The organism is Rickettsia endosymbiont of Orchestes rusci (assembly GCF_964030945.1).
Classification (GTDB): Bacteria; Pseudomonadota; Alphaproteobacteria; order Rickettsiales; family Rickettsiaceae; genus Rickettsia.
The window spans coordinates 1065097-1090117 of sequence record NZ_CAXIQG010000004.1; the positions used below are offsets into that span (position 1 = coordinate 1065097).

Genomic DNA, 25021 nt, shown 5'->3' on the forward strand with positions numbered 1-25021 from the left:
GAAGAGTTGGTAAACGAAGATCAACTTTAAAAAGAGCAAGGAGTCTATAAGTCAAGAAGCGCAGCGTATAATTAACGTAGCGCATCGCAGAACTTATAAGACGACAAAAGCCAAGAACAGTTTAATTTTGACAGATGAATTTTAAAGCTCGTCTGCGCAAGTGTATAAATAATACATGCGTAAAGGCGAGCTTTACAAAATTCGCTGTCAAAATCAAACTGGTGCAGGCTAGGCAATTTTTAAAGTTCATCGAGTATACACTAAATACTTCCCCTGGCGGGGTAGCTCAGTTGGTTAGAGCGGCGGAATCATAATCCGCATGTCGGGGGTTCAAATCCCTCCCTCGCTACCATTAAAATTATACTTACCTTTAATTAGAATATTCTAAGTTTTACTATAATATAACCCCAACTACGGATAATTCCTTATCCATAGTTCGCGTTAATATACAGCTCGCTCACAAGGCAATACCCGCGTGAAACGTTAAACGTCATTGCGAGAAGCTGTAGGCGTTGTTGCATGGATCGAAAATTGCCATGAAAAGGGTGTCATTCCCGCGTAGGCGGGAATCCAGAAAGTTAATATGAGCAAATTAAATAGTAATTTATTATATAATTTTACTTATTTTAAGTATTTCTCTGGATTCCCGCCTGCGCGGGAATGACACCGAGGGCGTTTTTAACCATCCATGCAACAACGCCCCGTTTTCACGGGAATGACATCGAAAGCGCTTTGTACTATCCACGCAACAATGCCGCACAAGCGAGACTCGCGAAATTTGATGTATAGACCTTAATAAGCGAAGCTATATCTCTTTAGAACATAGAGTTTATTACTATGACATATAAAAATCTTATAAAAGCAGTTGTTATTTTCGGCATTAGTGGGCTTGCTATTTCATTCTTATATAAATTTATAAATGAAAAATTTCCGCATTTTTTTGATGATTCTCAAAATCTTGTAGCATTTTTTTCAGCACTGATAATATTAATTAGTTTTATATATAGTTTTTTCGGTCAAAATAACTTACGAAAATTTTTTCTGCAACTATCAAGCTGGGGAATTATTTTTTTAGTTATAATAATCGGCTATGCTTTTAGGTTTGAATTAACTTATGCGAGTCAGCGAGTATTATCGGTATTAATTCCTTCATATAGCTGGGTTAATAGGCAGGGTGAAATTGTTATAGCCCGCAGCGGTGACGGACATTTTTATCTCGAAGCACTTGTAAACAACGTGAAAATAAACTTTATGATCGATACCGGCGCAAGTGATGTAGCTTTGACTCAGGAGGATGCTAAAAAATTAGGATTCGATTTATCTAAATTAAAATATAGCAGGATCTATCTTACCGCTAACGGTGCAAGTAAAGCCGCTCCTATAATATTAGATAGCATGGTGATCGGTAGAGTATTTAAAGATATCGAAGGGCATATAGGCATCGGCGATCTAGATATTTCACTACTCGGTATGTCGGTACTTCAGCGTTTTAAAAGCTTTAAAATAAATAAGGATTTGTTAATACTGAGTTATTAACCCCCTACTCCTCTATGATAATTTTAAAGATATAGCAAAAGCTATTTCAACCCGGCTAATATAGGCGTTGTTGCATGGCTCAAAAATTAATACAAAACCCGTCATTGCGAAGCCATGAAGTGGCTGCGGCAATCCAGAAAAGCATAGTCATCCTGAATTTATTTCAGGATCTACTAAAAAAAGATGCGCAAAACTTGTTCAGCATGACTAAGACTAGATTGCCACGTCGGGACTACGTCCCTCCTCGCAATGACGATTCCGGTATACAGCTAAATTCAGAAAGCTTCAGACAAGATAAATTTAAAGACGAGCTAAGCTACCGTATTAGAGTAGGTGAGCACAGGCGAATGTCGAAAATTTGCTTGTATCAAGCTTTTTGAATGACGCTGTAATGCGACGAGAATACGGCATTACTTAAATTATTCTTGTATCAAGCCGCCAAATTAGTTATATGTTATTATTACTATACAAATTTTTTAATAATTTTCGTGTTATATTATATAAATAAATTTTTTTCAAATAACAAACTACAAGCTGTTATTTTAAGCGTAATAGGTTTCGGCATTATTTGCGCTTTAATAACTTATAAAACCGATGATCCTTGCTTTAATTTAGTAACTCAAAGATATCCTAACAATTTATTAGGTATTTTCGGTGCATATTTATCGGATTTTTTGTATCAATTTTTTGGTATAGCCGCTTTTATTCTACCTATTTGTTGTTTTATTTGGGCGAAAAGCCGTTGGCTTGCTCAAAGTAAATTGTTGCTAGTACGTATAATTGTAATGTTATTTACTATCCTTAGTATGGCAACATTATTTGCAAATCTTGAGATACCATATTTGCAAGGAAGTGCCGGCGGCGCGACAGGGATAGCTAGCTTTAATTTTCTTAAGCAATTTACGAATCAACTTTATCTATTATTAATCTTCTCGACATTTATTTTATTCGTTATTTTACTTGAAATAAAATTTACCTTACTGAAGGATTTTACAATAAAATTATATAGCATTTTATCTTATCAAATACGTAATATCTTATCTAATTTAACGCCTTACCTATCGCTTGCAAAATTTTTATTGCCTAAAAAAGACGAAGCAAACCAGCCAAGAATTACTCCTTCTTATTTTTCTACTCAGGAAAAAATAAAAGTAACGGAAATAAGTATAGCTAAACCGGCAACTAATATCCGACCGAAATTTTTTAATAAATCTACGCCGTTACCAAAAAATGAACAAAGCAATCTAGCACCGTTACCGCCTATTGCATTACTGCGAAATGCTGATAATCACCATATAAAAAGTGATTCTTCTCAAGAGCTTAAACAAAAATCGGAAAAATTATTAACTGTTCTGAGTGACTTCGGCGTTAAAGGGCAAATTATTAATATTAGTCAAGGACCGGTGGTTACTTTATACGAGTTTGAGCCGGCAGCCGGTACAAAAACCTCAAGAGTAGTAGGGTTATCCGACGATATAGCAAGATCGCTTTCCGCCATTTCAACCAGAATCGCGGTAATACCCGGTAAAAATGTTCTCGGTATTGAATTACCGAATAAGCATAGAGAATTTTTTTGTTTAAAGGAGCTAATTGAAACGCCGGAATATCAAGATCAATCTATTTTATTGCCCCTAATTTTAGGGAAAGATTTAGCCGGCAAACCGTTAATCGCCGATTTGGCTAAAATGCCTCATTTACTAGTTGCAGGAACTACCGGCTCCGGTAAGTCGGTCGGAATTAATGCAATGATCGTCTCGCTATTATATCGTTATACCCCCGAAGAATGCCGCCTTATTATGATCGACCCGAAAATGCTGGAGCTATCTGCTTATGAAGGAATACCGCATTTACTGACTCCCGTCGTAACCGAACCTGCTAAAGCGGTGGTAGCTCTTAAATGGGCGGTGAAGGAAATGGAAAATCGTTATAGAATGATGTCGAATATCGGCGTTAAAAATATTGCCGGTTATAATGCTAAAATTTTAGAAGCAGCAAGACAAGGTAAAACCCTTGAACGTACTATTCAAACAGGATTTGATCATGAGACCGGCAAGCCTATTTATGAAACGGTAGAAATGAATATGGATAAATTACCGTTTATCGTGGTAATTGTTGATGAGATGGCTGATTTAATGTTAGTTGCCGGTAAAGATATCGAACTATCCATTCAAAGGCTCGCTCAAATGGCAAGGGCTGCAGGCATTCATATTATTATGGCGACGCAAAGACCTTCCGTAGACGTTATTACCGGCGTAATTAAAGCAAATTTCCCAAGCCGTATTAGTTTTAAAGTTACTTCCAAAATCGATAGTCGGACAATTTTAGGTGAGCAAGGCTCCGAGCAGTTACTCGGCATGGGAGACATGTTATTTATGGGTAATACTTCAAAAATTACCAGGGTACACGGGCCTTTTGTCGATGAAAATGAGATTGAGAAAATTACCGAATATTTAAAAGAAACCGGTACCCCTGAATATATTTCAGCAGTAACCGAACAGATCGATGAAGGAGATGCAGCTTTAGAGAATAGTAGCGACGACGGAACAACGGACGAAATGCTGTATAAAAGAGCAGTGCAGATAGTGCAGCTTGAACGTAAAGCTTCAATTAGCTATATTCAGCGATCGCTCCGAATCGGTTATAATAGAGCCGCTATTTTAGTTGAAAAGATGGAACAAGACGGCATAATTTCCTCACCGAATCACACCGGCAAAAGAGAAATATTATTACCGGATAGATGAGATAGATGTGATTCCGGTGTAGAGTTATTGTGTAATGGTTAAAAGCGTCTTCGATGTCATTCCCGCCTACGTGGGGCGTTGTTGCATGGCTACCGGAATCGTCATTGCGAGCCGCTATAGGCGTTTGTTGCATCCACTTGGGAATGACACAAAACAGTACACAACATGATAAAAACGTTATTTAATATCACCGCTAAAACTTATTTAATATTTCAGCTTATTACTAGGCTGTCCTTATGCGCTTATGCCGTATGGCATAAACAAATTTCTTTTGCCGATTTGCCGTTAATATTTATTCTAGGAGAAGTTAACGATTTCATATCCTGTGTTTATTTTCTGCCGATCACATTAATTTTAACCCTATTATTTCATTTAATATTATCAAGATGTGAATTTTTACATCGATTATTTTGTTATATATTTTTCTGCTGTTTCATCACTTTTTTGATTTTTATCTCAATTGCCGAAATTACCTTTTGGGACGAGTTCGGTACGAAGTTTAATTTTATTGCCGTTGACTATTTAATTTACACGCATGAAATTATCGGCACGGTAAAAGAATCTATGCCGTATGTCGAGATATCAACCGGCATTATTGCAATCGCTGTAGTGATTACTTATTTGCTAAGAAATACTTTAATTAATGCCGCAAGTAGCATACAAATTAAATCTCGTTTGACTTCGATAATTCTATTAAGTTTATGTAGTTTGCTGGCTTTTAAGTTCTATGCTCCCGAAAAACTTAATTTTTCTAATAACAGATATGCAAGAGAATTAAGCAAAAACGGTCCTTATGAATTTTTCTCGGCTTATTTTAATAATAGCTTAAATTATAATAGTTTTTACCCGATAATCGATAATACTCGCGCTTTAAGCGTGGTGCGTACACTACTTCAAGGTAATAATCAACAATTTTTATCTGCCGATTCCATAGAACGCATTATTACCCCAAAAACCTTATCCCGAAGTAAATATAACGTGGTGCTTATTACTGTTGAAAGCCTTAGCGGGAAATTTATGAAGAGCTTTGGGAATTCCGATAATATCACGCCGTACTTAGATAAACTCGCTGATAACGGTATATTTTTTACTAATCTATATGCTACGGGGACAAGGACAGTGCGAGGCTTAGAGGCTATTACTTTATCCGTACCGCCGACTCCAGGCTCTTCGATTATTAGAAGACCCGATAATCAAAATTTATTTAATATCGGCACTATTTTTCAACAACAAGGTTATCAAATTAATTTTATCTTCGGCGGCTATAGCTATTTTGATAATTTTCAGAATTATTTTGCAGGAAACGGTTATAATATAATTGACCGAGGTAACTTAACGGCAAATGAAATAAGTTTTGCAAATATTTGGGGAGTAGCGGACGAAGATATATTTAATAAATCCCTTGAGGTAGCTGATCAAGATTATAAAACCGGTAAGCCGTTTTTTTCTTTGATTATGACAACTTCCAATCATCGTCCTTATACTTTTCCCGAAAATAGAATTGATTTACCTTCCGGCGGCGGACGTAATGCCGCAGTTAAATACACTGATTACGCCATCGGTAAATTTTTAGAAAAGGCAAAAACTAAAGAATGGTTTGATAATACTATTTTTGTAATTACCGCCGATCACTACGCTGCAAGTGCCGGTAAAACAGAGTTGCCGGTTAATAAATATCACATACCTTTAATTATTTATGCCCCTAAAATATTATCTCCGCAAAAAATAGCTAATTTAGCTAGCCAGATAGATATAGCTCCAACAATTTTCGGCTTATTGGGTTTTGAATATAAAAGTAAATTTTGGGGACAAGATATATTAAACGAGCCGGCAAATAGGGCTTTCATAAGTACTTATCAATTGCTGGGCTTTATGAAAGACGAATATTTAGTAATTCTAAGCCCGAACTCTAAGCCTAAAACTTATAAATTATCATCAGACGGCAAAAAACAGGAAATATTAGACCTCCCGGCTTTAACCGAAGAAGCCGTTAGCTTTTACCAAACCGCCTATGATTTTTATACCCACGGCAAGATGGTGGAGTAGTGATTTTGACCATTTTGGTAAAGCAAGCCGGGGTCATTCCCGCACTCTATATATGTCATTCCTGCGCCCTTATGTCATTCCCGCCTGCGCGGGAATGACATAGAACATGCTTTAACTTATCCACGCAACAATGCTGCGCGGGAATGACAGCGGAAATTCGAGCCACGCAACAATGCCCTTGTTCTGCCTTAATGTATAGAAAAAAGCAACAAACTCTATCCTCTTATCTAATCCTTATTTATGCATTATAATCTTTCTTGTATTAATAATAAAAAATGTATATGCTTATGCAAATCATGGATTGTTTTAATTTCCAATCAGCAATTATATCAATTGTTGATCTAGAAAATCATCGTATAATAATATGTGAATTAAAAAACTAATTATTACAAATGAAATCAAGTACTCAAGAATACTCTAAGCCTCTATTATTGAATATTTTGAATAAACAAACTCCATCATTAGATAAAATTGATTATGCGGTATGGCTTGGTGATGTAGAAAAATTTTTATCAAATCTTCCTATGGAACCGATATTTGACCTAATTATAACTTCTCCCCCTTATAATATCGGTAAACCGTATGAAAAAAAAAATGATTTACAAATATATTTAGAATGGCAAAAAAGAATAATTGATCAGCTAATTCCACGATTAAAATCTACAGGAAGTATTTGCTGGCAAGTCGGTAATTTTATAGATAACGGTTATATCGTTCCTTTAGATATTGAATTTGCACCTATGTTTAAGGAACACAAATTACAAATGCGTAATCGTATTATTTGGCATTTTGGGCATGGGTTGCATTCTAAAAAACGCTTTTCCGGTCGTTATGAGGTTGTTTTATGGTATACAAAATCTAATGAATATACATTTAACCTTGACGATGTACGAGTACCTTCAAAATATCCCGGGAAAAGGCATTTTAAAGGTCCAAAAGCCGGTCAGCTATCGGGGCATCCTCTTGGTAAAAACCCTGATGACGTTTGGAATATTCCGAATGTAAAAAGTAATCATGTTGAAAAGACAAGCCATCCGTGTCAATTTCCGGTGGGGCTTATAGAGCGTTTAACCTTAGCACTTACCGATAAATCAGATCTAATATTTGATCCATTTGCCGGAGTTGCTTCAGCAGGAGTGGCAGCTGCTATACACTCCCGACGTTTTTGGGGATGTGAATTAAATAAAGAATATGCAAAAATAGGTATTACCCGTTTGGAAGAAGCTTTAAAAGGGCAAGCTAGATATAGACCGCATGATAAACCTCTATATGACCATACTAAAAGTAATTTATCTTTAATGCCTGAAAATTTAAACTTATCTTTGAAATCATAGGAAAAGAAATGAGATACTGTTCAATAAGCCATTTTGAAGGTGATCAAGTTGTGACTAAGGATATCCTTAATGAGGTTGCAGACGCAATAAATCAAGTAGCTATAAAAGTCAGTAAGGGGGCTGCTTCAAAAATACGTGATGACCTCCTTAGATACTTGGTTACAAAAGGCTGGTCTTCTAATGTCACTATTTCTAGAGAGTCGGGAATTACTATTACTTCGCTAAAAGATAAGGTCGGTCTTTGTCTACAAACCGGTAATATTGCTAGAATGTATGCAGACTTAATCAAGCTCCAAAAACTTTACATTGATAAAATAATCAATTCAGCAGTGATGATTGTTCCCACATACTCATCTTCTAAGATTTTAGGCAGTAATATTACTAATGCCGTACGTCTTGAAAAGGAGCTTACAATATTTAAGAAAGTAATTTTTGTACCTATTATAATTTTTGCGATAGAGTAATACTATGAATACGTCAACCTTTCCTCTTACTAATCCACTCTCTTCACGATTCGGTTGGCCACGTACGAGTCGCCAAGAAAACTTTAAGAAACTATTGGAACAAAATGACTTAACTACTTATCGCATAGTTTTTCAAGGAAAGAATCAAGATATTGCAATTCTGACAGTGCCTTTAAATCTTCCTAAATATAGGCTAGCAAACGGTAGAACTATTTCCGGTCAACAGGAATATTTAGCTAAGAATTCGACTATTACCTCAGATTACTTCTTAAAAGACCCGGAACTTCTTGACGTTCAAGAAACTCAGCATCAATTACTTCTTAAGCTGGTTAAACAATCAAATTTGTTGGATTATTTTAAAGATACGGGAAATAAACAGGTAGAGCCAATTTTGTTAGATGAATACGGTTTTGTGATAAACGGTAACCGCCGCCTTGCTAGTTGGAGAGAATTATATAATGAAGATAGAAAGAAATATGATCACTTTGCTTATATTGATATTGCCGTACTTCCGCATTGCGGTGAAAAGGAAATTGATAAGCTTGAGGCTCAATTACAGATAGCCCCCGATATAAAGGCAAAATATTCTTGGGATACTCAAGCCAATATGATATTTCAAAAACAAGAACAACATAACTTTAACACAAAAGAAGTTGCTGATCTTTACGGTCTAAAAGAATCAGAAATAAAAGAGCTTTTGGACATGAGAGCTTACGCAGCAGAATATTTAAAAACTCGTGGTAAAGAAAATTATTGGTCAGAAATCTCGGAAAATGAGTTTGCTTTTCGTAAGCTGATTCAAAGCCGTAGTAAAATAACTTCTATCGGAAAACAAGAATTATTTAAAGAAGCTGCTTTTGTTTTAATAGATGATCCCGAAGCTGTAGGTGAACGTTTATATGAAGCTATTCCAAACACTGAAAAACATTTAGAGCTGATTAAATTGAAGTTACAAGAAGAATTTAATGTAGAGCTTCCAAAAAAGCATAAAGATATTGATGAAATATTTTGTGTTGCTAATAGTGCTGATTCGATTGATATTCCGTTATCTAGAGAAATTTCAAAACCTGAAAACGGCAACCGAGCACGTGAAATTATTACTGAAGTCATTGAGTCTCAGAAGGAGCTAAAAAAAGATGCATTAAATGCTCATTATCTTCTTAAAAAATTGGCTAGAGCAAATAGCGATCTTGCCGCCGCCGTAGAGCATGGCCTGAGACCTGAATCAAATAGAGAGGGTGCAGAAAAACAATTAAAAATTATGGAAAATAATATTTCTAAAATCTATAAATGGCTAAATAATAATGCTTAAAATTGCCTATAGAGATAAAGACAGAAAAGCATTGATTGGATGGGAAGAAATTGATTATGCTCAACCATGGCTTGAGCCTATAAAACGCCTAATTTTTGATAATTCGGATAAAGCACAACAGGAAGGCGGTTATCAGCTATCATTACCCTGGTGGACTTTTATTTCATTGCGTTCGCAATTTGGTCAACTTTTAAAAGGATACGAGATACAAATAGGTGAAAACCTTGAAATTGAAACAAAAGCAGAGCTATTACTTAGGCAATCAACTCAAAATAACCATGATTACCAAAAAGCGAAAGAGCTTTATGCTGTAAAAATTGAAGATTTATTATCAAAATTAAAAGAAGTGGGGTTTTCTCGTCTACTTACTACTCAACAAGAACGTAATATATGTAAAATTGCCGCTTTGCCGGCAGCAGCAACCTTTTCAGTCCCTGGTGCCGGGAAAACAACAGAGGCATTAGCTACTTTTTTTTTCAAAGCAACATCTGATGAAGGTTTATTAGTTATTGCTCCTAAAAATGCTTTTGGAGCTTGGGATGAACAACTTGAAGCTTGTATGCCGAATATTTATAAAAATTTTACTAGGCTACGCGGCGGGACAGATAAGATTAATAGACTTCTGGAAAGTCGTCCTCGTTTCATGTTGATAACTTACCAGCAATTACCACGCGTTAGAGAGTTAATAGCCGGATATTTAAGTCGTTATAAGACCCATGTATTTCTTGATGAAAGTCATAGAATAAAAAGTGGCCTTGAGAAACAAACACCTCAAACAATACTTAGTATCGCACACTTACCGGTCGGTAAATTAATAATGTCGGGAACTCCAATGCCTCAAGCCGTAGAAGATCTAATCCCACAATTCACTTTTTTATATCCTGAAATTCCTGTTACCGGTAATAACGTTATAGAGTTAATAAAGCCTATATATGTTCGGACTAATAAGGCTGAGTTAGGGTTACCGCCCGTTACTCGAGTTGTTCGGAAGTTACATATGGCTCCTGTTCAGTATGAATTATATAATCTTATGAAATTTGAAGTTTCACGCGAAGCTGCTACTGCTTTAAATAATGGAACTAAACAAGCTCTTCGTATTCTTGGAAGATCGGTAGCAAAATTGCTGCAATTTGTTTCTAACCCCGCTCTTTTGTCACGAGAAATTGGCTTTGTACATTCTAACTTGTTACAAGCAGTACTTGCAGAAGGCGACGGACCAAAACTTAAATATGTTTTAAAACGTGCTAGAGAATTAGTACGTAATAATCAAAAAGTTTTAATTTGGTCTTCTTTTGTAAAAAATGTCGAATATATTGCACAGAGATTAGTCGACTTAGGAGCAGTATATATTCACGGTGGAGTAGATGCGGGCGACGAGGATGACGATGAAACACGAGAAGGAAAAATCAAGCTATTTCATGATGATCCGAATGTAAAAATTATGGTAGCAAACCCTGCTGCCGCAAGTGAAGGAGTAAGTCTTCACAAGATTTGTCATCATGCTATATATCTAGATAGAACATTTAATGCTGCACATTATTTACAATCTGAAGACCGAATACATAGGCTAGGTCTTAGCCCAAATGAACAAACAAATATTGAAATAGTTGAATGCACAGGAACTATTGACGAAACGGTACGTGAAAGACTAAATTTTAAGGTTGGAAAAATGGCAGAAGCCTTAGAAGACTCAAGCTTAAAAATCGACCCTATACCTATCGATCCTATTTCTACCGATGATCCGGAAGATTACGTGATAGGTCTCTTACCGGAAGATATTGAAGCATTATTACGAGATTTTAAAAAGAAGAATTTTTGATTATGTCTCTTTCACCCGGACTTGCACATTCTTGTTTTGAATTGTTAGAGATAATTAATCGTCATAAATTATCATTTGACGATATTAGACGTGCATTTGAAAAGATAGGTGTAACACCAACTGATTACTCCTTAACCTACGCTCAAGAGATGGGATGGATATTGCTTAATAAAACGGGCGTAGCTATCGCTTCCGACTCAGGAGAAAAATTATTATCCCTAGCAGGAACAAAACAAAAGCTTCAACAATCAATATTAGATTTTATTAACGTCAAACATCCTTTTTGGCTACAAAATGCCGCTTTTGGTAGAAAAAACTACTTTTATATGTACATTCTGAAATATATCAAGTTTTTCTGGAAGCAGGCTTAGTAGAAAGTGTAGATGAAGATATAGTAAAATTTGGGGATATACTTGCTTCAAGAGCAAGAGGTCTACAAAATGATTTACTATTATCTATCGGAAGGCACGGCGAACGTCTTACGCTTAACTATGAAAAAGCACGTACCGGTTATCAACCTAAATGGGTTTCGATAGAATCGAATGAAGATGGATATGATGTGTTGTCCGTTATTAGCAATAACGATAAAACAAAGCTATCAATTGAAGTAAAAACTACCAAAAACGGCATAGATGCACTTTTTTATCTCACTCGCAATGAATGGGAACGTGCCATTGACACAGAATCGCATTGTTTTCATTTATGGGATTTAAGCAACGATATTCAAAAACTTGCAGTAGTTACTATGAAAGACATAGAAAATCATATTTCTATTGATAAAGGTAAAGGTGAATGGCAGCACCTTGCTATACCGTTTTCGATATTTGCAGAAAAATTTACAAATATAATCGCTTGTTAAGCTTATACGCCTTAATATAATGGCAACAAGCACTTTTTAAACGATACTTATTTATACGAAACGTCTAGTCTGAAGGGCATTACGGGTAAAATACGTTGACAACTAAATTCGCCGTTTTATACTATACAAAATATTAGCAGATGCGGTACTCAAAATATGTTACCGCCTTTGAAAACCCCAGAGGAACTGGTGGAGCCAGGGGGTCTCGAACCCCCGACCTCTTGGCTGCCAGCCAAGCACTCTACCAACTGAGCTATGACCCCGATTATGGATAGTATTGTTGTGGATAGGTTAGCATGTTCTATGCCATTCCTTGCACTCTTATGTCATTCCTAGCTAAAGGCGGGAATCCGGACTTTTTTTGCTTTTGTCATGCTGAACTTGTTTCAGCATCTAATTTAAGAGATCCTGAAATAAATTCAGGATGACTATTATTTTCTGGATTCCCGCCTTTATCTAGGAATGACATTAAAAATTTGAGCCATGCAACAACGCCCACAAATGCTCGCAATGACGTTTGGTGTGTTTATACTACAATTATAAAGTCGAATCCATAAATTTCTTAAATATATTACTTTTTTCTAATATATTTATTTCTTCAATACACCAAGGAGTAAAATTCGGCAAAGATTCTTTTAAATAAACTAAAAAATCAGTCCATTGAAATAATTTTATTTCTTCAACTTCATTTTTATTTATCCTTATATCATCATTTGACAAAGCTAAATAAATTGGGCATATTTCATTCTCTATAATATTATTTAAGGCAAATTTGTAACGGTAGCTATCTATAAAATATAATTTTTGTAAGGTCATACCTAATTCAAATTTAGCATGTCTATGTACTGCATCCTCATAGTTTTCGTTAAGCCGTGGATGACCGCAAAAACTATTTGACCAAAATGCCGGCCAGGTTTTTTTACTAGAATTTCTTTTTTGTATTAACAATTCTTTTTTATTATTAAAAAGAAAAACTGAAAAACCTCGATGTAACGGCGTAGCGGAATTATGAACAGTAGCTTTGTCCTCTATCCCTAGCACATTATCCTGTTCATCAACTAATACAACGTGATTATGCTTTGGCATTATATTATTCATCTTTCTTTTGCGGTATTTCCTTGTTAATATATTCTTTCATTAATGCATGATATTTATGTTTTACTTTTTTTAAAGTGTAATCTCCGTCATAATGACCGTCCATACTAATAATCTTTTGCAAATAAAAGTTTAATTGTTCTATATCTTCATTTAATATATTATCATCGTTGTTTATAATATAAGAAATTGTTTGTTTTTGAAAATTAGTAAAATAAGACTTTATTTCATGGATTTTTTTTATAATCATAGGAATATCTTTTGGCTTTATTACCAATAATATTACTAATATAATTACTATTAAAGACATTAAATTAATTTTTTATGTTTATATTTAGGATTTATAAGATTTTGTCCGGTTGCTTGCAACATATACTCATGATAATCTTGGTAATTTCCTTCAAACCAAGTAGCATCGCCTTCTTTATCATAAGCAATAATGTGAGTAGCTATCCTATCTAAAAACCAACGATCATGGCTAATTACTAAAACACACCCGGCAAAATCTAAAATAGCATCTTCTAAAGCTCTTAAAGTATCAAGATCAAGATCATTTGAAGGTTCATCAAGTAATATGACATTTGCTCCTTCTTTTAACAATTTTGCTATATGTACTCTATTACGCTCCCCTCCGGAAAGCTGACCGACCTTTTTTTGTTGATCACCGCCTTTAAAATTAAAAGCTGCACAATAAGCTCTACTTTTTACTATTCTACTGCCAAGTTGTAACTCATCTAGCCCTTCAGAAATTTCTTCCCATACGGTTTTGTTGTCGTTAAGATGATCTCGAGACTGATCAACATAGCCTAATTTAACTGTCTGTCCAAGTTTAATAGAACCATTATCCGGAACTAATTTTCCTGTAATAATATTAAATAAAGTAGATTTACCGGCACCGTTTGGACCAATTATCCCCACTATCGCGCCACGTGGAACTTTAAAACTAAAATCCGATAATAATATTTTATCATTAAATTTTTTAGCTATATGGTCGGCTTCTATGACCAAATCTCCAAGACGAGGACCGTTAGGTATAATAATTTGAGCCGTACCGTTTCCTTGTTCTTGCTGTTTAGTTAGTAATTCTTGATAAGCGGTAATACGTGCTTTGCTTTTTGATTGTCTAGCTTTTGGCGTTTGACGTATCCACTCCAGCTCTCGATTAAGTTGTTTTTTTCTATCGTCTTCTTCTTTGCTTTCTAGAGCAAGTTTTTTTTGTTTTTGCTCAAGCCAAGCAGTATAATTAGATTGCCAAGGCACACAATTTCCTCGATCAATTTCTAATATCCATTCCGTGACATTATCCAAAAAATAACGATCATGGGTAATAATTACCACGGTACCTTTATAGTTTTTTAAATAGTTTTCAAGCCAAGAAACCGATTCTGCATCTAAATGGTTTGTCGGTTCATCAAGTAAAAGCATGTTCGGTTTTTCTAAAAGCAATTTACACAACGCAACTCTTCTTTTTTCACCACCGGAAATTTTAGTAATATTCGCTTCTTTTGCAGGACACCCCAGCGCTAGCATGGCAATATCTATTTCACGTTCTAAATTCCAAGCATCGCAAGCATCTATTTTTTCTTGTAACTCTGCTTGTTTAGTAAGCAGTTCATTCATTTGCTCGTCCGTCATTTCGTTAGCAAATTTATTACTTATTTCATTAAATTCATCAATAAGTATTTTTTTCTCACTTAGCCCTTCCATAATATTATCAAAAACATTTTTATCAGGATTAAGATGGGGTTCTTGGGCTAAATAACCCACTTTTATACCATTGGCCGGAGACGCTTTACCGTCAAATTCTTTATCAAGCCCGGCCATAATTTTCAGCAAAGTAGATTTACCGGCACCGTTTGGACCGATTATGCCAATTTTAGCTCCCGGCAAAAATGATAAGCGCGTTTCTTTCAAAATTTGTTTACCGTTGATGGTTTTACTTAAACCATCCATTTCATAAACATATTGATATGACATAGATTATTGATTCCTTTATTTAACTTAATTTTAATAAAATTGTGTCTAGTTCTTCTAGGCTATTATAATGAAATATTAATCTCCCGCCTATTGAATAATTTTCTATTGTTATCTTTATATTAAACCTTTCCGATAATGTTTTTGCGAGTAATTGTAAATCATTACTTTTATCACCTTCTTTTAAAAAACGCTTCCCGACGCGAAAATTCTCATCCGGTGATTTTACATATTCATCTTTAGACCATTTTCTAACTATTTCTTCGGTTTGACGGACATTAAGTCCGTGTTCTACTATATGCTCAGCTATTACTTCCGCATGTTCATGATTTACTAAACACCTAGCATGCCCCATGCTTAACACCCCTTCATTTACTTTATCTTTAATTGACTGCGGTAATTTATTTAACCTTAAAAGATTTGCTATATGACTTCGACTTTTACTAAGCTTTTCAGCCAACATTTCTGTTGTATAATTAAAATTTTCTACTAAATGCTTAAACCCCTCAGCTTCTTCTATAACAGATAACTCTGCTCTCTGTATATTTTCGATTAAAGATATCTCCATACTCTCTTTATCATCTAAGTTTTTTATAATTACCGGTATGTCAATAATTTTTGCTAGTTTACATGCTCGCCAACGCCGCTCGCCTGCTATAATTTTATAATCATGATTAACGATAATAGGCTGTAATAAACCGTTATTTGCTATAGAATCAGCTAATTCTTTTATTTTATCATATTCAAAATTTTTCCTTGGTTGATTTTCGTTTGGTTTAATTTTATCAATATTTACAATTTGAATTATTTCATCTTTCGCGCTTGGTACAACTTCTTCTCCAAGTAATGACGATAATCCCCGCCCTAATCCTTTATTTTTCATTGTGTCTCCCTAAAATTTCTTTTGTAAGCTGCATGTAAGCAATAGCGCCTGAACATTTATGATCATAAATAATGGCCGGCTGACCGTATGACGGTGCTTCAGATAATTTAATATTCCTAGGAATAACTGTTTTAAACACTAATTTTCCTAAATATTTCCTTACATCCGCCTCCACCTGTTCAGTTAAGCGATTGCGTCTATCATACATAGTAAATAATATACCGGCAATTTTTATTTTAGGGTTTAACTTTCTTTCTACAATTTCAATTGTCTTTAGTAAATGGCTGAGTCCCTCTAACGAATAAAAGTCACATTGCATTGGAATCAATACCTCATCAGCTGCAACTAAAGCATTTATCGTAAGCAAATTAAGTGAGGGAGGACAATCTATAATGATATAATCATAATAAGCTTTTGACTCTTCAAGCAAATTTACTAATAAATATTCTCTATCCTTCATATTCATTAAATCTAATTCTGCAGCCGATAAATTAGCATTTGAAGTAACAATATTTAAATTTGGAACGTTTGTAGACATTATTGCATTTTCTAATTTAATCAAACCGGTTAATACTTGATAAATAGTATTTTTTCTCTCTAGTTGATTAATGCCAAAACCGGTGCTACTATTTCCTTGAGGGTCAAGATCTACTACTAAAGTTTTTTTTTCCATAGCAGCAAAAGCGGTTGCTAAATTTACTGTAGTAGTAGTTTTAGCGACCCCTCCTTTTTGATTTACTATAGAAATTATTTTTACGGTCATGTAATCTTCACTAAATTACGAATTTCTAATATTTTACCTTCTTCAGATGTCATACTTTTATGTACAGAATAATCAAATGACCAATTTTTTTTGGCCGCTTCTAATTCTGCGTAGTAATTTTTCCCTTTTAATAGCAAAAACTTTTCTTTTACCACAATATTTTCAGTATAACTAAATATCATACTTAACGGCGCAAAAGCTCTACAAACTAATATATTACAATCAAATTCGGTTTTTTCCGTCCTTTGATTGATTACCTTAATATTATTATCTGATATGTTCGATGCTTTTTCTAAAAATACACATTTTCTAATATCCGACTCTATTAAAGTTACTGATTTTATCCCTGCTATCGACAATACTATCCCAGGAAAACCCGCTCCCGCACCTACATCAATTAAACATATATCTTTATTATCAATATATTGTAATAATTGTAAAGAATCGATTACATGACGCAACCAAAAATCTCTAACACTATTGTGCGATACAAGGTTAATAGTATTATTCCATTTTAATACTAATTCTTGATATTCCTTTAATTTCTCAATTATTTCACGTGGAATAAAATCATAATTTTTAATCACGGTATTTAGTTTTTAAATAAATTATAATAGCAGTAATAGCTGCGGGAGTTACTCCCGATATTCTTCGTGCTATACCGATAGTTAAAGGTTTGTGATAAGTAAGTTTCTCACATACTTCCACAGATAACCCTGATATTCGAGAATAATCAATATTTTGAGGGATTAATAAAGTTTCCTCTTCCTTAAATAGCCGTATATCTGCCCGTTGTCTAACTAAATATGAAGAATATTTTGATTCAATGTAAAGAAATTGTAAAATATTATCGTTTATGCTTGCTAATTGAGGGAAAATTTTAACCACTTGGTCTATAGTAAAATTAGGCATTGCTAATAAATCCAACACTGATTTATATGTTCCGTCTTGAGCAACTAATATACCGTTTTTTGCTAATTGACTTGTTGTTAAAGATAAGGAAGCGGCTAGAATTTTTGCTTTTTCAATATCTTGACATTTTTTTATAAATATTTCTTCTCTTTTTTTCGATATGAGTCCAATATCTATGCCTAATTGTGTTAATCGTAAATCGGCATTATCCGCTCTTACCGACAACCTATATTCCGACCTTGAAGTAAACATTCGATACGGCTCTACGGTGCCAAACATTATTAAATCATCTATCATTACTCCGATATAACTATCTGCTCTAGTTAATATAAAAGGTTTTTGATTTTTTACAGCTAAAGCAGCATTAATACCGGCTATGATACCTTGCCCCGCTGCTTCTTCATAGCCGGTAGTACCGTTAATTTGTCCGGCAAAATATAGTCCTGTAATTTTCTTGGTTTCTAAGGTAATTTTTAATTCTCGAGGATCGACATAATCATATTCAATTGCATAACCGGGGCGAAGTACTACGGCATTTTCAAGCCCCGGTATCGTTTTTATTAATTCAAGCTGAACATCTTTTGGCAGCGAAGTGGAAATACCGTTAGGATAAATTGTATAATCATCGATACCTTCCGGTTCCAAAAATATACGATGCTCAGATTTAGCACTAAACCTAACTATTTTATCTTCAATGGAAGGACAATATCTAGGACCAGTACCTTCTATTTGACCTGAATACATAGCAGATTTATCTAAATTATTTCTGATAATATCATGCGTTTGCGCGGTAGTTCTAGTAATATAACAATTTATTTGAGGGACTTGAACATTAATAGTTAATTCAGAAAAGGGACGTGGAATTTTATCACCGGGTTGAGATTCAACTTTACTATAATCAATGGTGCGTCTGTCAAGCCGTGGCGGCGTACCTGTTTTTAACCTTCCAAGCTTAAACCCTATTTTTTTTAACGTACTAGATAATCCATAAGATGGTTCTTCATCGATTCTACCGGCCGGAATTTTTTCCTGCCCTATGTGAATAAGACCCGATAAAAATGTTCCTGTGGTTAATATAACTTTTTGACATAGAATTTTTGTACCGTCTTTTAAAATGACGGCTTGCACTTTCTCATCCTTAGTTTCAATATCCTCTACCGAACTATAGAGTAAAGTTAAGTTTTCATGATCGGTTAATGCAGAGTACATAGCTTTTTTATAAAGCTTGCGATCAGCCTGAGCGCGAGGCCCCCACACCGCCGGTCCTTTGCTTTCATTTAGCATTTTGTAATGTATACCGGCTTGATCTATAATACGCGCCATTAAGCCGTCAAGAGCATCGATTTCTTTAACTAGAGTACCTTTTGCGATCCCACCTATCGCAGGGTTACACGACATTTCACCGAGATTTTCTGCCTTTAACGTAATTAAAAGCGTATTAACTCCAAGACGAGCGGAAGCAGAAGCCGCTTCTACGCCTGCATGACCTGCACCGATAACTATTACTTTATATTCAAGCACTATATCAATTCCCAAATTAATTAACAGAAGTGATTTGATTGGCGAACCTTCGTACGCCTAAACTTAATAGGTGAGGTTGCTAAGTTCCATGAAAAATCGCTTCTGCATACGTTAATTTTGGAACTTGATATACGTGAAGTATTTCGATAATTTCATTTTTATTTTGAAGGATGAGCTAGCTACGCTTACTTAATAAGTGAGCATGCGAGCCTCTAATAAAATGAAAAAACAATTCTTGAAACTATTCTCAAAAGGCAAGCGGTATATTAATTATTCTATAATTTCATTTTTAGCAAAGAAAAATTTTATTTCTCTTTTAGCACTATCTTGATTATCAGAACCATGAACACTATTAGCTTCAATTGATTCACCGAAATCTTTCCTAACGGTGCCGGTTTCCGCCTCATTTGGATTAGTAGCTCCCATAATCTTACGATTTAAAGTAATAGCATTACTTCCTTTAAGGACTTGCAGCACTACCGGACCGGAAGTAATATATTCAACTAAGCTATTAAAAAACGGTCTTGCTCTATGTTCATCGTAAAAACACTCAGCTTGATATTTTGTTAAAATAGTCATCTTCTGCGCTACAATTTTTAAACCGGCTTTTTCTAAATAAGCGTTGAGTTGTCCGGTTAAATTTCTTTTTGTAGCATCCGGTTTAATCATTGAAAAAGTATATTCGATTGTCATTATTAACCTTTTTTAGTTTATTAAAATTTTATTAGATTTTTTTTGAGCTATTAGCAGAATGATTCCATGTTAAAGCAAACAAACACGCTCCTAAAAAGGCCGATATACTAAAAAATATAAATACACCGTCCCAGCCCCAGTTATCGCTTATCCATCCGACACCTACACCGGCGATCGCCGCTCCTAGATAGCCAAACAAACCGGAAAAGCCGTTAGCGGTGCCGACAGCTTGCCGAGTACTAAAATCAGCGGCGGCAACTCCTACTAATAACTGAGGACCGGAGACAAAGAAACCGATTAAAGCAAGAATCACGATACTTAATATTTCACTTTGCATAGGCACCCGCCAAAATAAAATAAGCGCAATACTAAGAATCAACATATATATTGCCCCGACAGGGCCGCGACGTCCTTGAAATAATTTATCGGACATTGAACCGGCAATAATAGCCCCGGGTATTCCAACTACCTCATAAAAACCTATCTGCCACCCTGCATTTGCAAGACTTATATTTTTTAACTGCAATAAAAATGTCGGCGCCCAATAAATTATCCCCGAACGTATGATATAAACAAACATATTTGCCAAGCAAACATACCAAATTAATTTGTTACCGAATACCATTTTAAGTAAGGCAGGGGTTAACAAACGTTCATAATCATTTAATGTTTGAATTTCACATTCCTTATACTCTTCAACCGTCGGAAGCCCTACTTCTTTCGGAGAGTTGCGCAAACGATTAAATAAAAATAACGAAACTAGACAGGCAATTATTCCCGGCACGAAAAATGCTGCCCTCCAACCGTAACTTTCAACTAAATAACCGCAAATTACCATTGCAAGGGCGCCGCCTATTTGATTAGAAGTAGCACCTAAGGCCCATTTAGTTCCAAGCTCTTTGGGCGCAAACCAATGCGTTAACATGCGCGTTGCCGGAGGCCAACCCATTGATTGAAACCAACTGCATACAATCCATAAAATACCGATTACTATTAAGGAATCGGAAAAACCTAAGCCTATAGTAATAATACCCACGACTAAAAGCCCGGACACCATAAATATACGAGCGTTAGCCCTGTCACTAATAAAACCGTTACAAAACTTACTAACACCGTAAGTTATAGAGGACGTTGTTAATATCCAACCGATTTGAGTTTTTGTAACACCGAAATAATTTATTAAGGCAGGCGTTGCTATACTAAAATTTTGTCGACAAAAATAAAAAGTTGCATAACCGATAATGATAGAATACAAAATTCTCACACGCCAGTTATTATAGTTTTTCACGAACGGTGTTCTTTGGTTTTTAGCTTTAGACTTCGTATTCATGTTATGCAACTTAAATTAAAAAAGAAAAACATTATTCTGAGCGACTGTAAGCTTTGTTACCTGACTCAAATTTTCGATGTCATTCCCGCGCAGGCGGGAATCTAGAAAAAACACTTAAAATAATTATATAAAAATTTACTATATAATTGCTTAAACATTTTCTGGATTACCGCGCTCCTTACAGTCGCGGCGTTATCGCATGGCTCGAATTTTTGCAAAGTGTTTCGGTGTCATACCGTGACTTGATCACGGTATCCAGAAAAAATTTTAATACAAAAACTGGATGCCGTGGTCAAGCCGGCTTTGTTGCATGGCTCTAAAAAAGTGCCGTGTCATTCCCGTGAAAACGGGAATCTAGAAAATCATAGTCATCCTGAATTTATTTCAGTATCTTTTTCAATAGATGCTGAACAAGTTCAGCATGACAAAGACTAGATTGCTACGTCGGCACTTTGTGCCTCCTCGCAATGACGATTCCGGTAGCCATGCAACAACGCCTATAGTCGCTGAGCTCAGACGCTTGAGTTATCCACGCAACAATGGATTCCCGCCACAGTTAGCAAACGACACCAAAACGTAATAGCCTATTTCGTCGTTACTAAAGCTTGATATTGCTTATTTAACCCCTTAACCGCATATAGCCATAATATTACTATCACGAAAAATATAGAGGCAAAAAACGGTGTTGCTTCAACAAAACCAAAAGCCGGAAATAAAATAAAGAAAGTCGATTGAATAATCGCCCCTCCCGATTTACCGAGCCTACCGCCTATAACCTCAACGGCAGCTTGCCCTTTTACTCTTAAATCTTTATCAAGCGGTATATATGCCATATTTTTAGTGGCGTCAAATAACGAATATTTCACTCCTTTGCTCAAAACATTTTGAATCATACCGATTGTAACGGCTAATACAAGCGGTCCCGAAGCCAATACACCGGTGAGGTGCCTAGCAATAACGCTGTCGAAGAAAATAAAAACAAAGAAAGCAATACCGGTAATCAACATCATTAAAGGCGTTATAATTGCTGCCGTCATCCACGATACTTTCCTTAAAATATTACTTCCTATAATCATGAAAGCAATTGCCGCCCACCCTTGATAAGCCTGAAACTGTCCCATATACATCGTATAGGCTTCTTTTGTCGGATATAATTGGTGAACTTTTGATTTCCAAACACCTTCTACAAGATTTACCGAAATACCGTAAACGATCAGCAATAAAGCAATAAAACCTATATATTTAGAGGCAAAAATCATTTTAAAACTTTCGATTAACGACAATTTTGCTTTATTTTTCTTCTCTTTGACAAGAGACGGATCGTAAAGCCTTGGATCGGTAAGAACGTTTTTATTCATCCACCTATATAATAATAGAATAACTACACTACTTGTTATCATAATGATAAATAACGGCGTAAATTTTAAATGCTCGGCAACTATCTGAGTTTTTTCATTTAAAAAATAGCCGATAATCACAGAAGTAACAGGCAACGCTAAATTAGCAAGTAACCCGAACATTGAATAAAATCGCTTTGCTTCTTCAGTTTTAGTAATTTGGTTAGCAAATTGCCAAAATAGCAAGCTTAACATTAAAGTACCCCAAAGTTCCGACATCGCATAAAAAGATGCAAAACTCCACTTACCGATTATTCTAATAAACCATTTAAAATTTGGGTAGCTGCTACTTAAAGAAGCTATATATTCAGGATCGGGATGAATTAAATCAGGATACGGATATAAAACAAAAGCAAACAGCACAAAATATACCAAAAAGAATGATGTCACGGTATAAAAAACATTTTCCGGTTTTAGAATATCACAGAGTTTGACGTAGATTATCATGGCAAGCACTGCCGACGGTAAAACTATATAAGTTTTTAAGAAACTTATTGATTCAGGTCCGATAGCGGTTACTACAAAACCGTCTTTAATTGACCTAAGCGTTGAATAGTTTAATAAAATACAAAACATCATAAAAGCCATCGGCAAGAATTTTTTGTTTTCGTGCCACTCAATCGGCCAAATTATTTTTCTAAGCTCCGAAACGTAATCGTCACTTTTTTTGGCATCACTTTTTACGGTATTCATAAGCTTAAATTTTCCTCTTAAATTCCCTGTTAAAATCGATCAGTATTATACTGATATATGTTAAAAAAGTCAATTCCAATCATTACTTACCGGTAAATTGCAATATTAATATTACCCACGAATTCTTACGTATAATTTTTTTAGGCTCAAACCCTATTGATTGATAAGCATTTTTAACCTCGAATAGTTGATAATCAAGAAAGCCCGACAATATAAGATGCCCTTTTGCTTCAATCATTAATCCGATTTGACTTGATAATTCAATTAACGGCGATGCTAAAATATTACCGATAATTAAGTCGAACTTAGTATTTTTCTGTTTAGAAAGTAAAATTTTATCTTCGCTATTTTTATAAAAAATTACGTTAGAGTTATTAAATTTAGCATTTTCCCCGGCTATTTCTACTGCTATTTTATCGATATCGCAGGCAAAAATTTGTGCTTTCGACCAAAGTTTTTCGGCTGCAAAAGATAATATTCCCGTACCGGTACCGATATCTAATATTTTATGTATACTCAAATCATTTGAGTATATATCGGCTAAATCTTCTATGGCTTCAAGGCACCCTAAAGTAGTTTCATGCTGACCTGTGCCGAAAGCCCTTGAAGCCTCAATAAGTAGTAAGATTTTATCTTTAGGACATTTATCTAAATGTAACTTTGTGCTAATAAAAAAATGTTCGGTTTCTATTGGGGTCAATTGACTTTGATAAAATGCTACCCAATCCTTATCCTCAATTCTTTCTAGGTAAATATCCTTGATAATTTCAAGATTATTATATTTTGCTAATTCTTGAATTTGTTTTTTTAATAGTGACAAATTAGGTTTGTGATTATAATAAGCCTCAAAATTCCAAATATCGTCAGACTTTGATTCGATAGTATCGGATTTGATTTCACACATCGACGTAGCGCTAGCTTTTTCTGCAAAAAATTCTTCAAAAATTTCAATATCGCGATATTTAATGTTAAAAAAAACTTTGAAAGTATCTTTTAATTGACTATATGATGTAATCATGGTGTATTATTAATTATTCTTAAAGTATAACCGTATACTCGTTGTCTTTCAAGAATTGTTTTTTCATTTTATCAGGAGATTCACGCGCCATTATTTAATAGATGGCTATTAAGTATAGGCTGCGCTCGTTCACCCTTCAAAATAAAATCCAATTCTCGAAATACTTAGAGTATGCTTTTAAATTTTTGCAATTTTTTAAATATTATAAAGAGATTTATATGATTAAAAACAAAGCCGTAAGTATCACTATTTTGGTAATATTATTATCAAACGTAAATAGTTTTGCCGAGATGCCTAATTCTACACTGCCGAAAACAGATTTAACAAAAGCAGATTCAGCGAAGGTGTCGGCAAATAACGCCGATACATCACAAAAAATAATAGATGATTTTCAGGCTTATGCAGGTAGTATTAAGCCGGGAATACGCGAAGAAATAAGAAAATATAGGGAAGAAATAGTTGCGATTAACAAGAAAAAACGTGATTTATATGATAGCTTATCACAAGAAGCACAAAGTTTTTTAATCGAACAACAAAAATATAAGAAAAAAATCTCAATTTCAAAAGAAAATCAAGCAAATAGCTCTTCCTCGGATAAGTTAGATAAAGACCAACCGAAATAATGGCTTTG

Annotated in this window: 28 protein-coding genes and 2 tRNA genes; 16 read left to right on the forward strand and 14 right to left on the reverse strand. The window is 34.8% G+C overall.

Annotated features, from left to right (window positions below; all coding sequences use genetic code 11):
• The first annotated feature begins 275 nt into the window (after positions 1-275).
• Positions 276-352, forward strand: a tRNA-Met gene (locus AAHM91_RS09790).
• Between the two features lie 255 nt (positions 353-607).
• Here AAHM91_RS09790 and AAHM91_RS09795 read toward each other — a convergent pair.
• Positions 608-745 carry a hypothetical protein gene (locus AAHM91_RS09795; protein WP_342270651.1) on the reverse strand — a complete coding sequence of 46 codons (138 nt, stop codon included), beginning with the start codon at positions 743-745 and terminating at the stop codon, positions 608-610.
• Positions 746-837: 92 nt separating this feature from the next.
• On the opposite strand from AAHM91_RS09795, the gene AAHM91_RS09800 reads away from it, so the two are divergent.
• From AAHM91_RS09800 to AAHM91_RS09850, 11 genes are all read left to right on the forward strand, one after another.
• Positions 838-1536, forward strand: a complete 699-nt coding sequence (locus tag AAHM91_RS09800) for a TIGR02281 family clan AA aspartic protease (protein WP_410526168.1) — start codon at positions 838-840, stop codon at positions 1534-1536.
• Between the two features lie 74 nt (positions 1537-1610).
• Entirely contained in the window at positions 1611-1916 is a 306-nt protein-coding gene (locus tag AAHM91_RS09805; protein WP_342270652.1) for a palindromic element RPE3 domain-containing protein, read from the forward strand.
• A gap of 108 nt (positions 1917-2024) precedes the next feature.
• Complete coding sequence (locus AAHM91_RS09810; protein ID WP_342270653.1) at positions 2025-4277, forward strand: DNA translocase FtsK; 2253 nt, start codon at positions 2025-2027, stop codon at positions 4275-4277.
• Positions 4278-4330: 53 nt separating this feature from the next.
• On the forward strand, positions 4331-4462 hold the full coding sequence (locus AAHM91_RS09815; protein WP_342270654.1) for a hypothetical protein: 132 nt from the start codon (positions 4331-4333) through the stop codon (positions 4460-4462).
• On the forward strand, positions 4443-6323 hold the full coding sequence (locus AAHM91_RS09820; protein WP_342270655.1) for an LTA synthase family protein: 1881 nt from the start codon (positions 4443-4445) through the stop codon (positions 6321-6323). The genes AAHM91_RS09815 and AAHM91_RS09820 overlap by 20 nt, the downstream gene beginning before the upstream one ends.
• Before the next feature lie 440 nt (positions 6324-6763).
• A complete protein-coding gene (locus AAHM91_RS09825; protein ID WP_342270656.1) occupies positions 6764-7657 on the forward strand; it encodes a DNA-methyltransferase in 894 nt (297 codons plus the stop codon).
• A gap of 50 nt (positions 7658-7707) precedes the next feature.
• Positions 7708-8121 (forward strand): BglII/BstYI family type II restriction endonuclease, encoded by a 414-nt coding sequence (locus AAHM91_RS09830; RefSeq protein WP_342270657.1) that lies wholly within the window; start codon positions 7708-7710, stop codon positions 8119-8121.
• Between the two features lie 4 nt (positions 8122-8125).
• Positions 8126-9433: a hypothetical protein gene (locus AAHM91_RS09835; protein ID WP_342270658.1), complete on the forward strand. Its 1308-nt coding sequence runs from the start codon at positions 8126-8128 to the stop codon at positions 9431-9433.
• Complete coding sequence (locus tag AAHM91_RS09840) at positions 9426-11252, forward strand: SNF2-related protein (RefSeq protein WP_341793516.1); 1827 nt, start codon at positions 9426-9428, stop codon at positions 11250-11252. The genes AAHM91_RS09835 and AAHM91_RS09840 overlap by 8 nt, the downstream gene beginning before the upstream one ends.
• A gap of 2 nt (positions 11253-11254) precedes the next feature.
• Positions 11255-11623, forward strand: coding sequence for a hypothetical protein (locus AAHM91_RS09845; RefSeq protein ID WP_342270659.1), 369 nt, complete (start codon positions 11255-11257; stop codon positions 11621-11623).
• A gap of 86 nt (positions 11624-11709) precedes the next feature.
• Positions 11710-12111, forward strand: a complete 402-nt coding sequence (locus AAHM91_RS09850) for a protein NO VEIN domain-containing protein (RefSeq protein WP_342270771.1) — start codon at positions 11710-11712, stop codon at positions 12109-12111.
• Between the two features lie 187 nt (positions 12112-12298).
• Here the strand turns inward: AAHM91_RS09850 and AAHM91_RS09855 are convergent.
• The 11 genes from AAHM91_RS09855 to AAHM91_RS09905 form a co-directional block, all read right to left on the reverse strand.
• Positions 12299-12374, reverse strand: a tRNA-Ala gene (locus AAHM91_RS09855).
• A gap of 107 nt (positions 12375-12481) precedes the next feature.
• On the reverse strand, positions 12482-12622 hold the full coding sequence (locus tag AAHM91_RS09860; RefSeq protein WP_342270660.1) for a hypothetical protein: 141 nt from the start codon (positions 12620-12622) through the stop codon (positions 12482-12484).
• Between the two features lie 26 nt (positions 12623-12648).
• A complete protein-coding gene (idi, locus tag AAHM91_RS09865) occupies positions 12649-13197 on the reverse strand; it encodes an isopentenyl-diphosphate Delta-isomerase (RefSeq protein WP_342270661.1) in 549 nt (182 codons plus the stop codon).
• A gap of 4 nt (positions 13198-13201) precedes the next feature.
• Positions 13202-13516 carry a DUF2672 domain-containing protein gene (locus AAHM91_RS09870; RefSeq protein WP_253308156.1) on the reverse strand — a complete coding sequence of 105 codons (315 nt, stop codon included), beginning with the start codon at positions 13514-13516 and terminating at the stop codon, positions 13202-13204.
• Positions 13516-15183: an energy-dependent translational throttle protein EttA gene (ettA, locus tag AAHM91_RS09875; RefSeq protein ID WP_341793508.1), complete on the reverse strand. Its 1668-nt coding sequence runs from the start codon at positions 15181-15183 to the stop codon at positions 13516-13518. Before ettA ends, AAHM91_RS09870 begins: the two co-directional genes overlap by 1 nt.
• Positions 15184-15202: 19 nt before the next feature.
• Entirely contained in the window at positions 15203-16063 is an 861-nt protein-coding gene (locus tag AAHM91_RS09880) for a ParB/RepB/Spo0J family partition protein (protein ID WP_253308158.1), read from the reverse strand.
• A complete protein-coding gene (locus tag AAHM91_RS09885) occupies positions 16053-16826 on the reverse strand; it encodes a ParA family protein (RefSeq protein ID WP_253308159.1) in 774 nt (257 codons plus the stop codon). Before AAHM91_RS09885 ends, AAHM91_RS09880 begins: the two co-directional genes overlap by 11 nt.
• A complete protein-coding gene (gene rsmG / locus AAHM91_RS09890; protein ID WP_342270772.1) occupies positions 16823-17392 on the reverse strand; it encodes a 16S rRNA (guanine(527)-N(7))-methyltransferase RsmG in 570 nt (189 codons plus the stop codon). Before rsmG ends, AAHM91_RS09885 begins: the two co-directional genes overlap by 4 nt.
• A gap of 13 nt (positions 17393-17405) precedes the next feature.
• Positions 17406-19259 (reverse strand): tRNA uridine-5-carboxymethylaminomethyl(34) synthesis enzyme MnmG, encoded by a 1854-nt coding sequence (gene mnmG / locus AAHM91_RS09895; protein WP_342270662.1) that lies wholly within the window; start codon positions 19257-19259, stop codon positions 17406-17408.
• 270 nt (positions 19260-19529) lie between these two features.
• Entirely contained in the window at positions 19530-19952 is a 423-nt protein-coding gene (gene ndk, locus AAHM91_RS09900; protein WP_253308161.1) for a nucleoside-diphosphate kinase, read from the reverse strand.
• Between the two features lie 31 nt (positions 19953-19983).
• On the reverse strand, positions 19984-21282 hold the full coding sequence (locus AAHM91_RS09905) for an MFS transporter (protein WP_253308162.1): 1299 nt from the start codon (positions 21280-21282) through the stop codon (positions 19984-19986).
• Positions 21283-21428: 146 nt separating this feature from the next.
• Here AAHM91_RS09905 and AAHM91_RS09910 point away from each other — a divergent pair, with 146 nt between their 5' ends.
• Genes AAHM91_RS09910 through AAHM91_RS09920 form a run of 3 tightly spaced genes read left to right on the forward strand, consistent with a single transcriptional unit; the run spans position 21429 to position 21862 of the window.
• Positions 21429-21602: a hypothetical protein gene (locus AAHM91_RS09910; protein ID WP_342270663.1), complete on the forward strand. Its 174-nt coding sequence runs from the start codon at positions 21429-21431 to the stop codon at positions 21600-21602.
• Entirely contained in the window at positions 21571-21717 is a 147-nt protein-coding gene (locus tag AAHM91_RS09915; RefSeq protein ID WP_342270664.1) for a hypothetical protein, read from the forward strand. The genes AAHM91_RS09910 and AAHM91_RS09915 overlap by 32 nt, the downstream gene beginning before the upstream one ends.
• Complete coding sequence (locus AAHM91_RS09920; protein ID WP_341793505.1) at positions 21704-21862, forward strand: hypothetical protein; 159 nt, start codon at positions 21704-21706, stop codon at positions 21860-21862. Before AAHM91_RS09915 ends, AAHM91_RS09920 begins: the two co-directional genes overlap by 14 nt.
• 4 nt (positions 21863-21866) lie before the next feature.
• On the opposite strand, the gene tlc1 is transcribed toward AAHM91_RS09920, so the two are convergent.
• Both tlc1 and AAHM91_RS09930 read right to left on the reverse strand, forming a co-directional pair.
• A complete protein-coding gene (tlc1, locus tag AAHM91_RS09925; protein ID WP_341793504.1) occupies positions 21867-23372 on the reverse strand; it encodes an ATP/ADP exchange transporter Tlc1 in 1506 nt (501 codons plus the stop codon).
• Positions 23373-23454: 82 nt separating this feature from the next.
• Positions 23455-24390, reverse strand: coding sequence for a 50S ribosomal protein L11 methyltransferase (locus AAHM91_RS09930; RefSeq protein WP_342270665.1), 936 nt, complete (start codon positions 24388-24390; stop codon positions 23455-23457).
• 218 nt (positions 24391-24608) lie between these two features.
• Between AAHM91_RS09930 and AAHM91_RS09935 the strand changes: the two genes are divergently transcribed.
• Positions 24609-25013, forward strand: a complete 405-nt coding sequence (locus AAHM91_RS09935; protein WP_410526169.1) for a hypothetical protein — start codon at positions 24609-24611, stop codon at positions 25011-25013.
• Positions 25014-25021 lie beyond the last annotated feature (8 nt).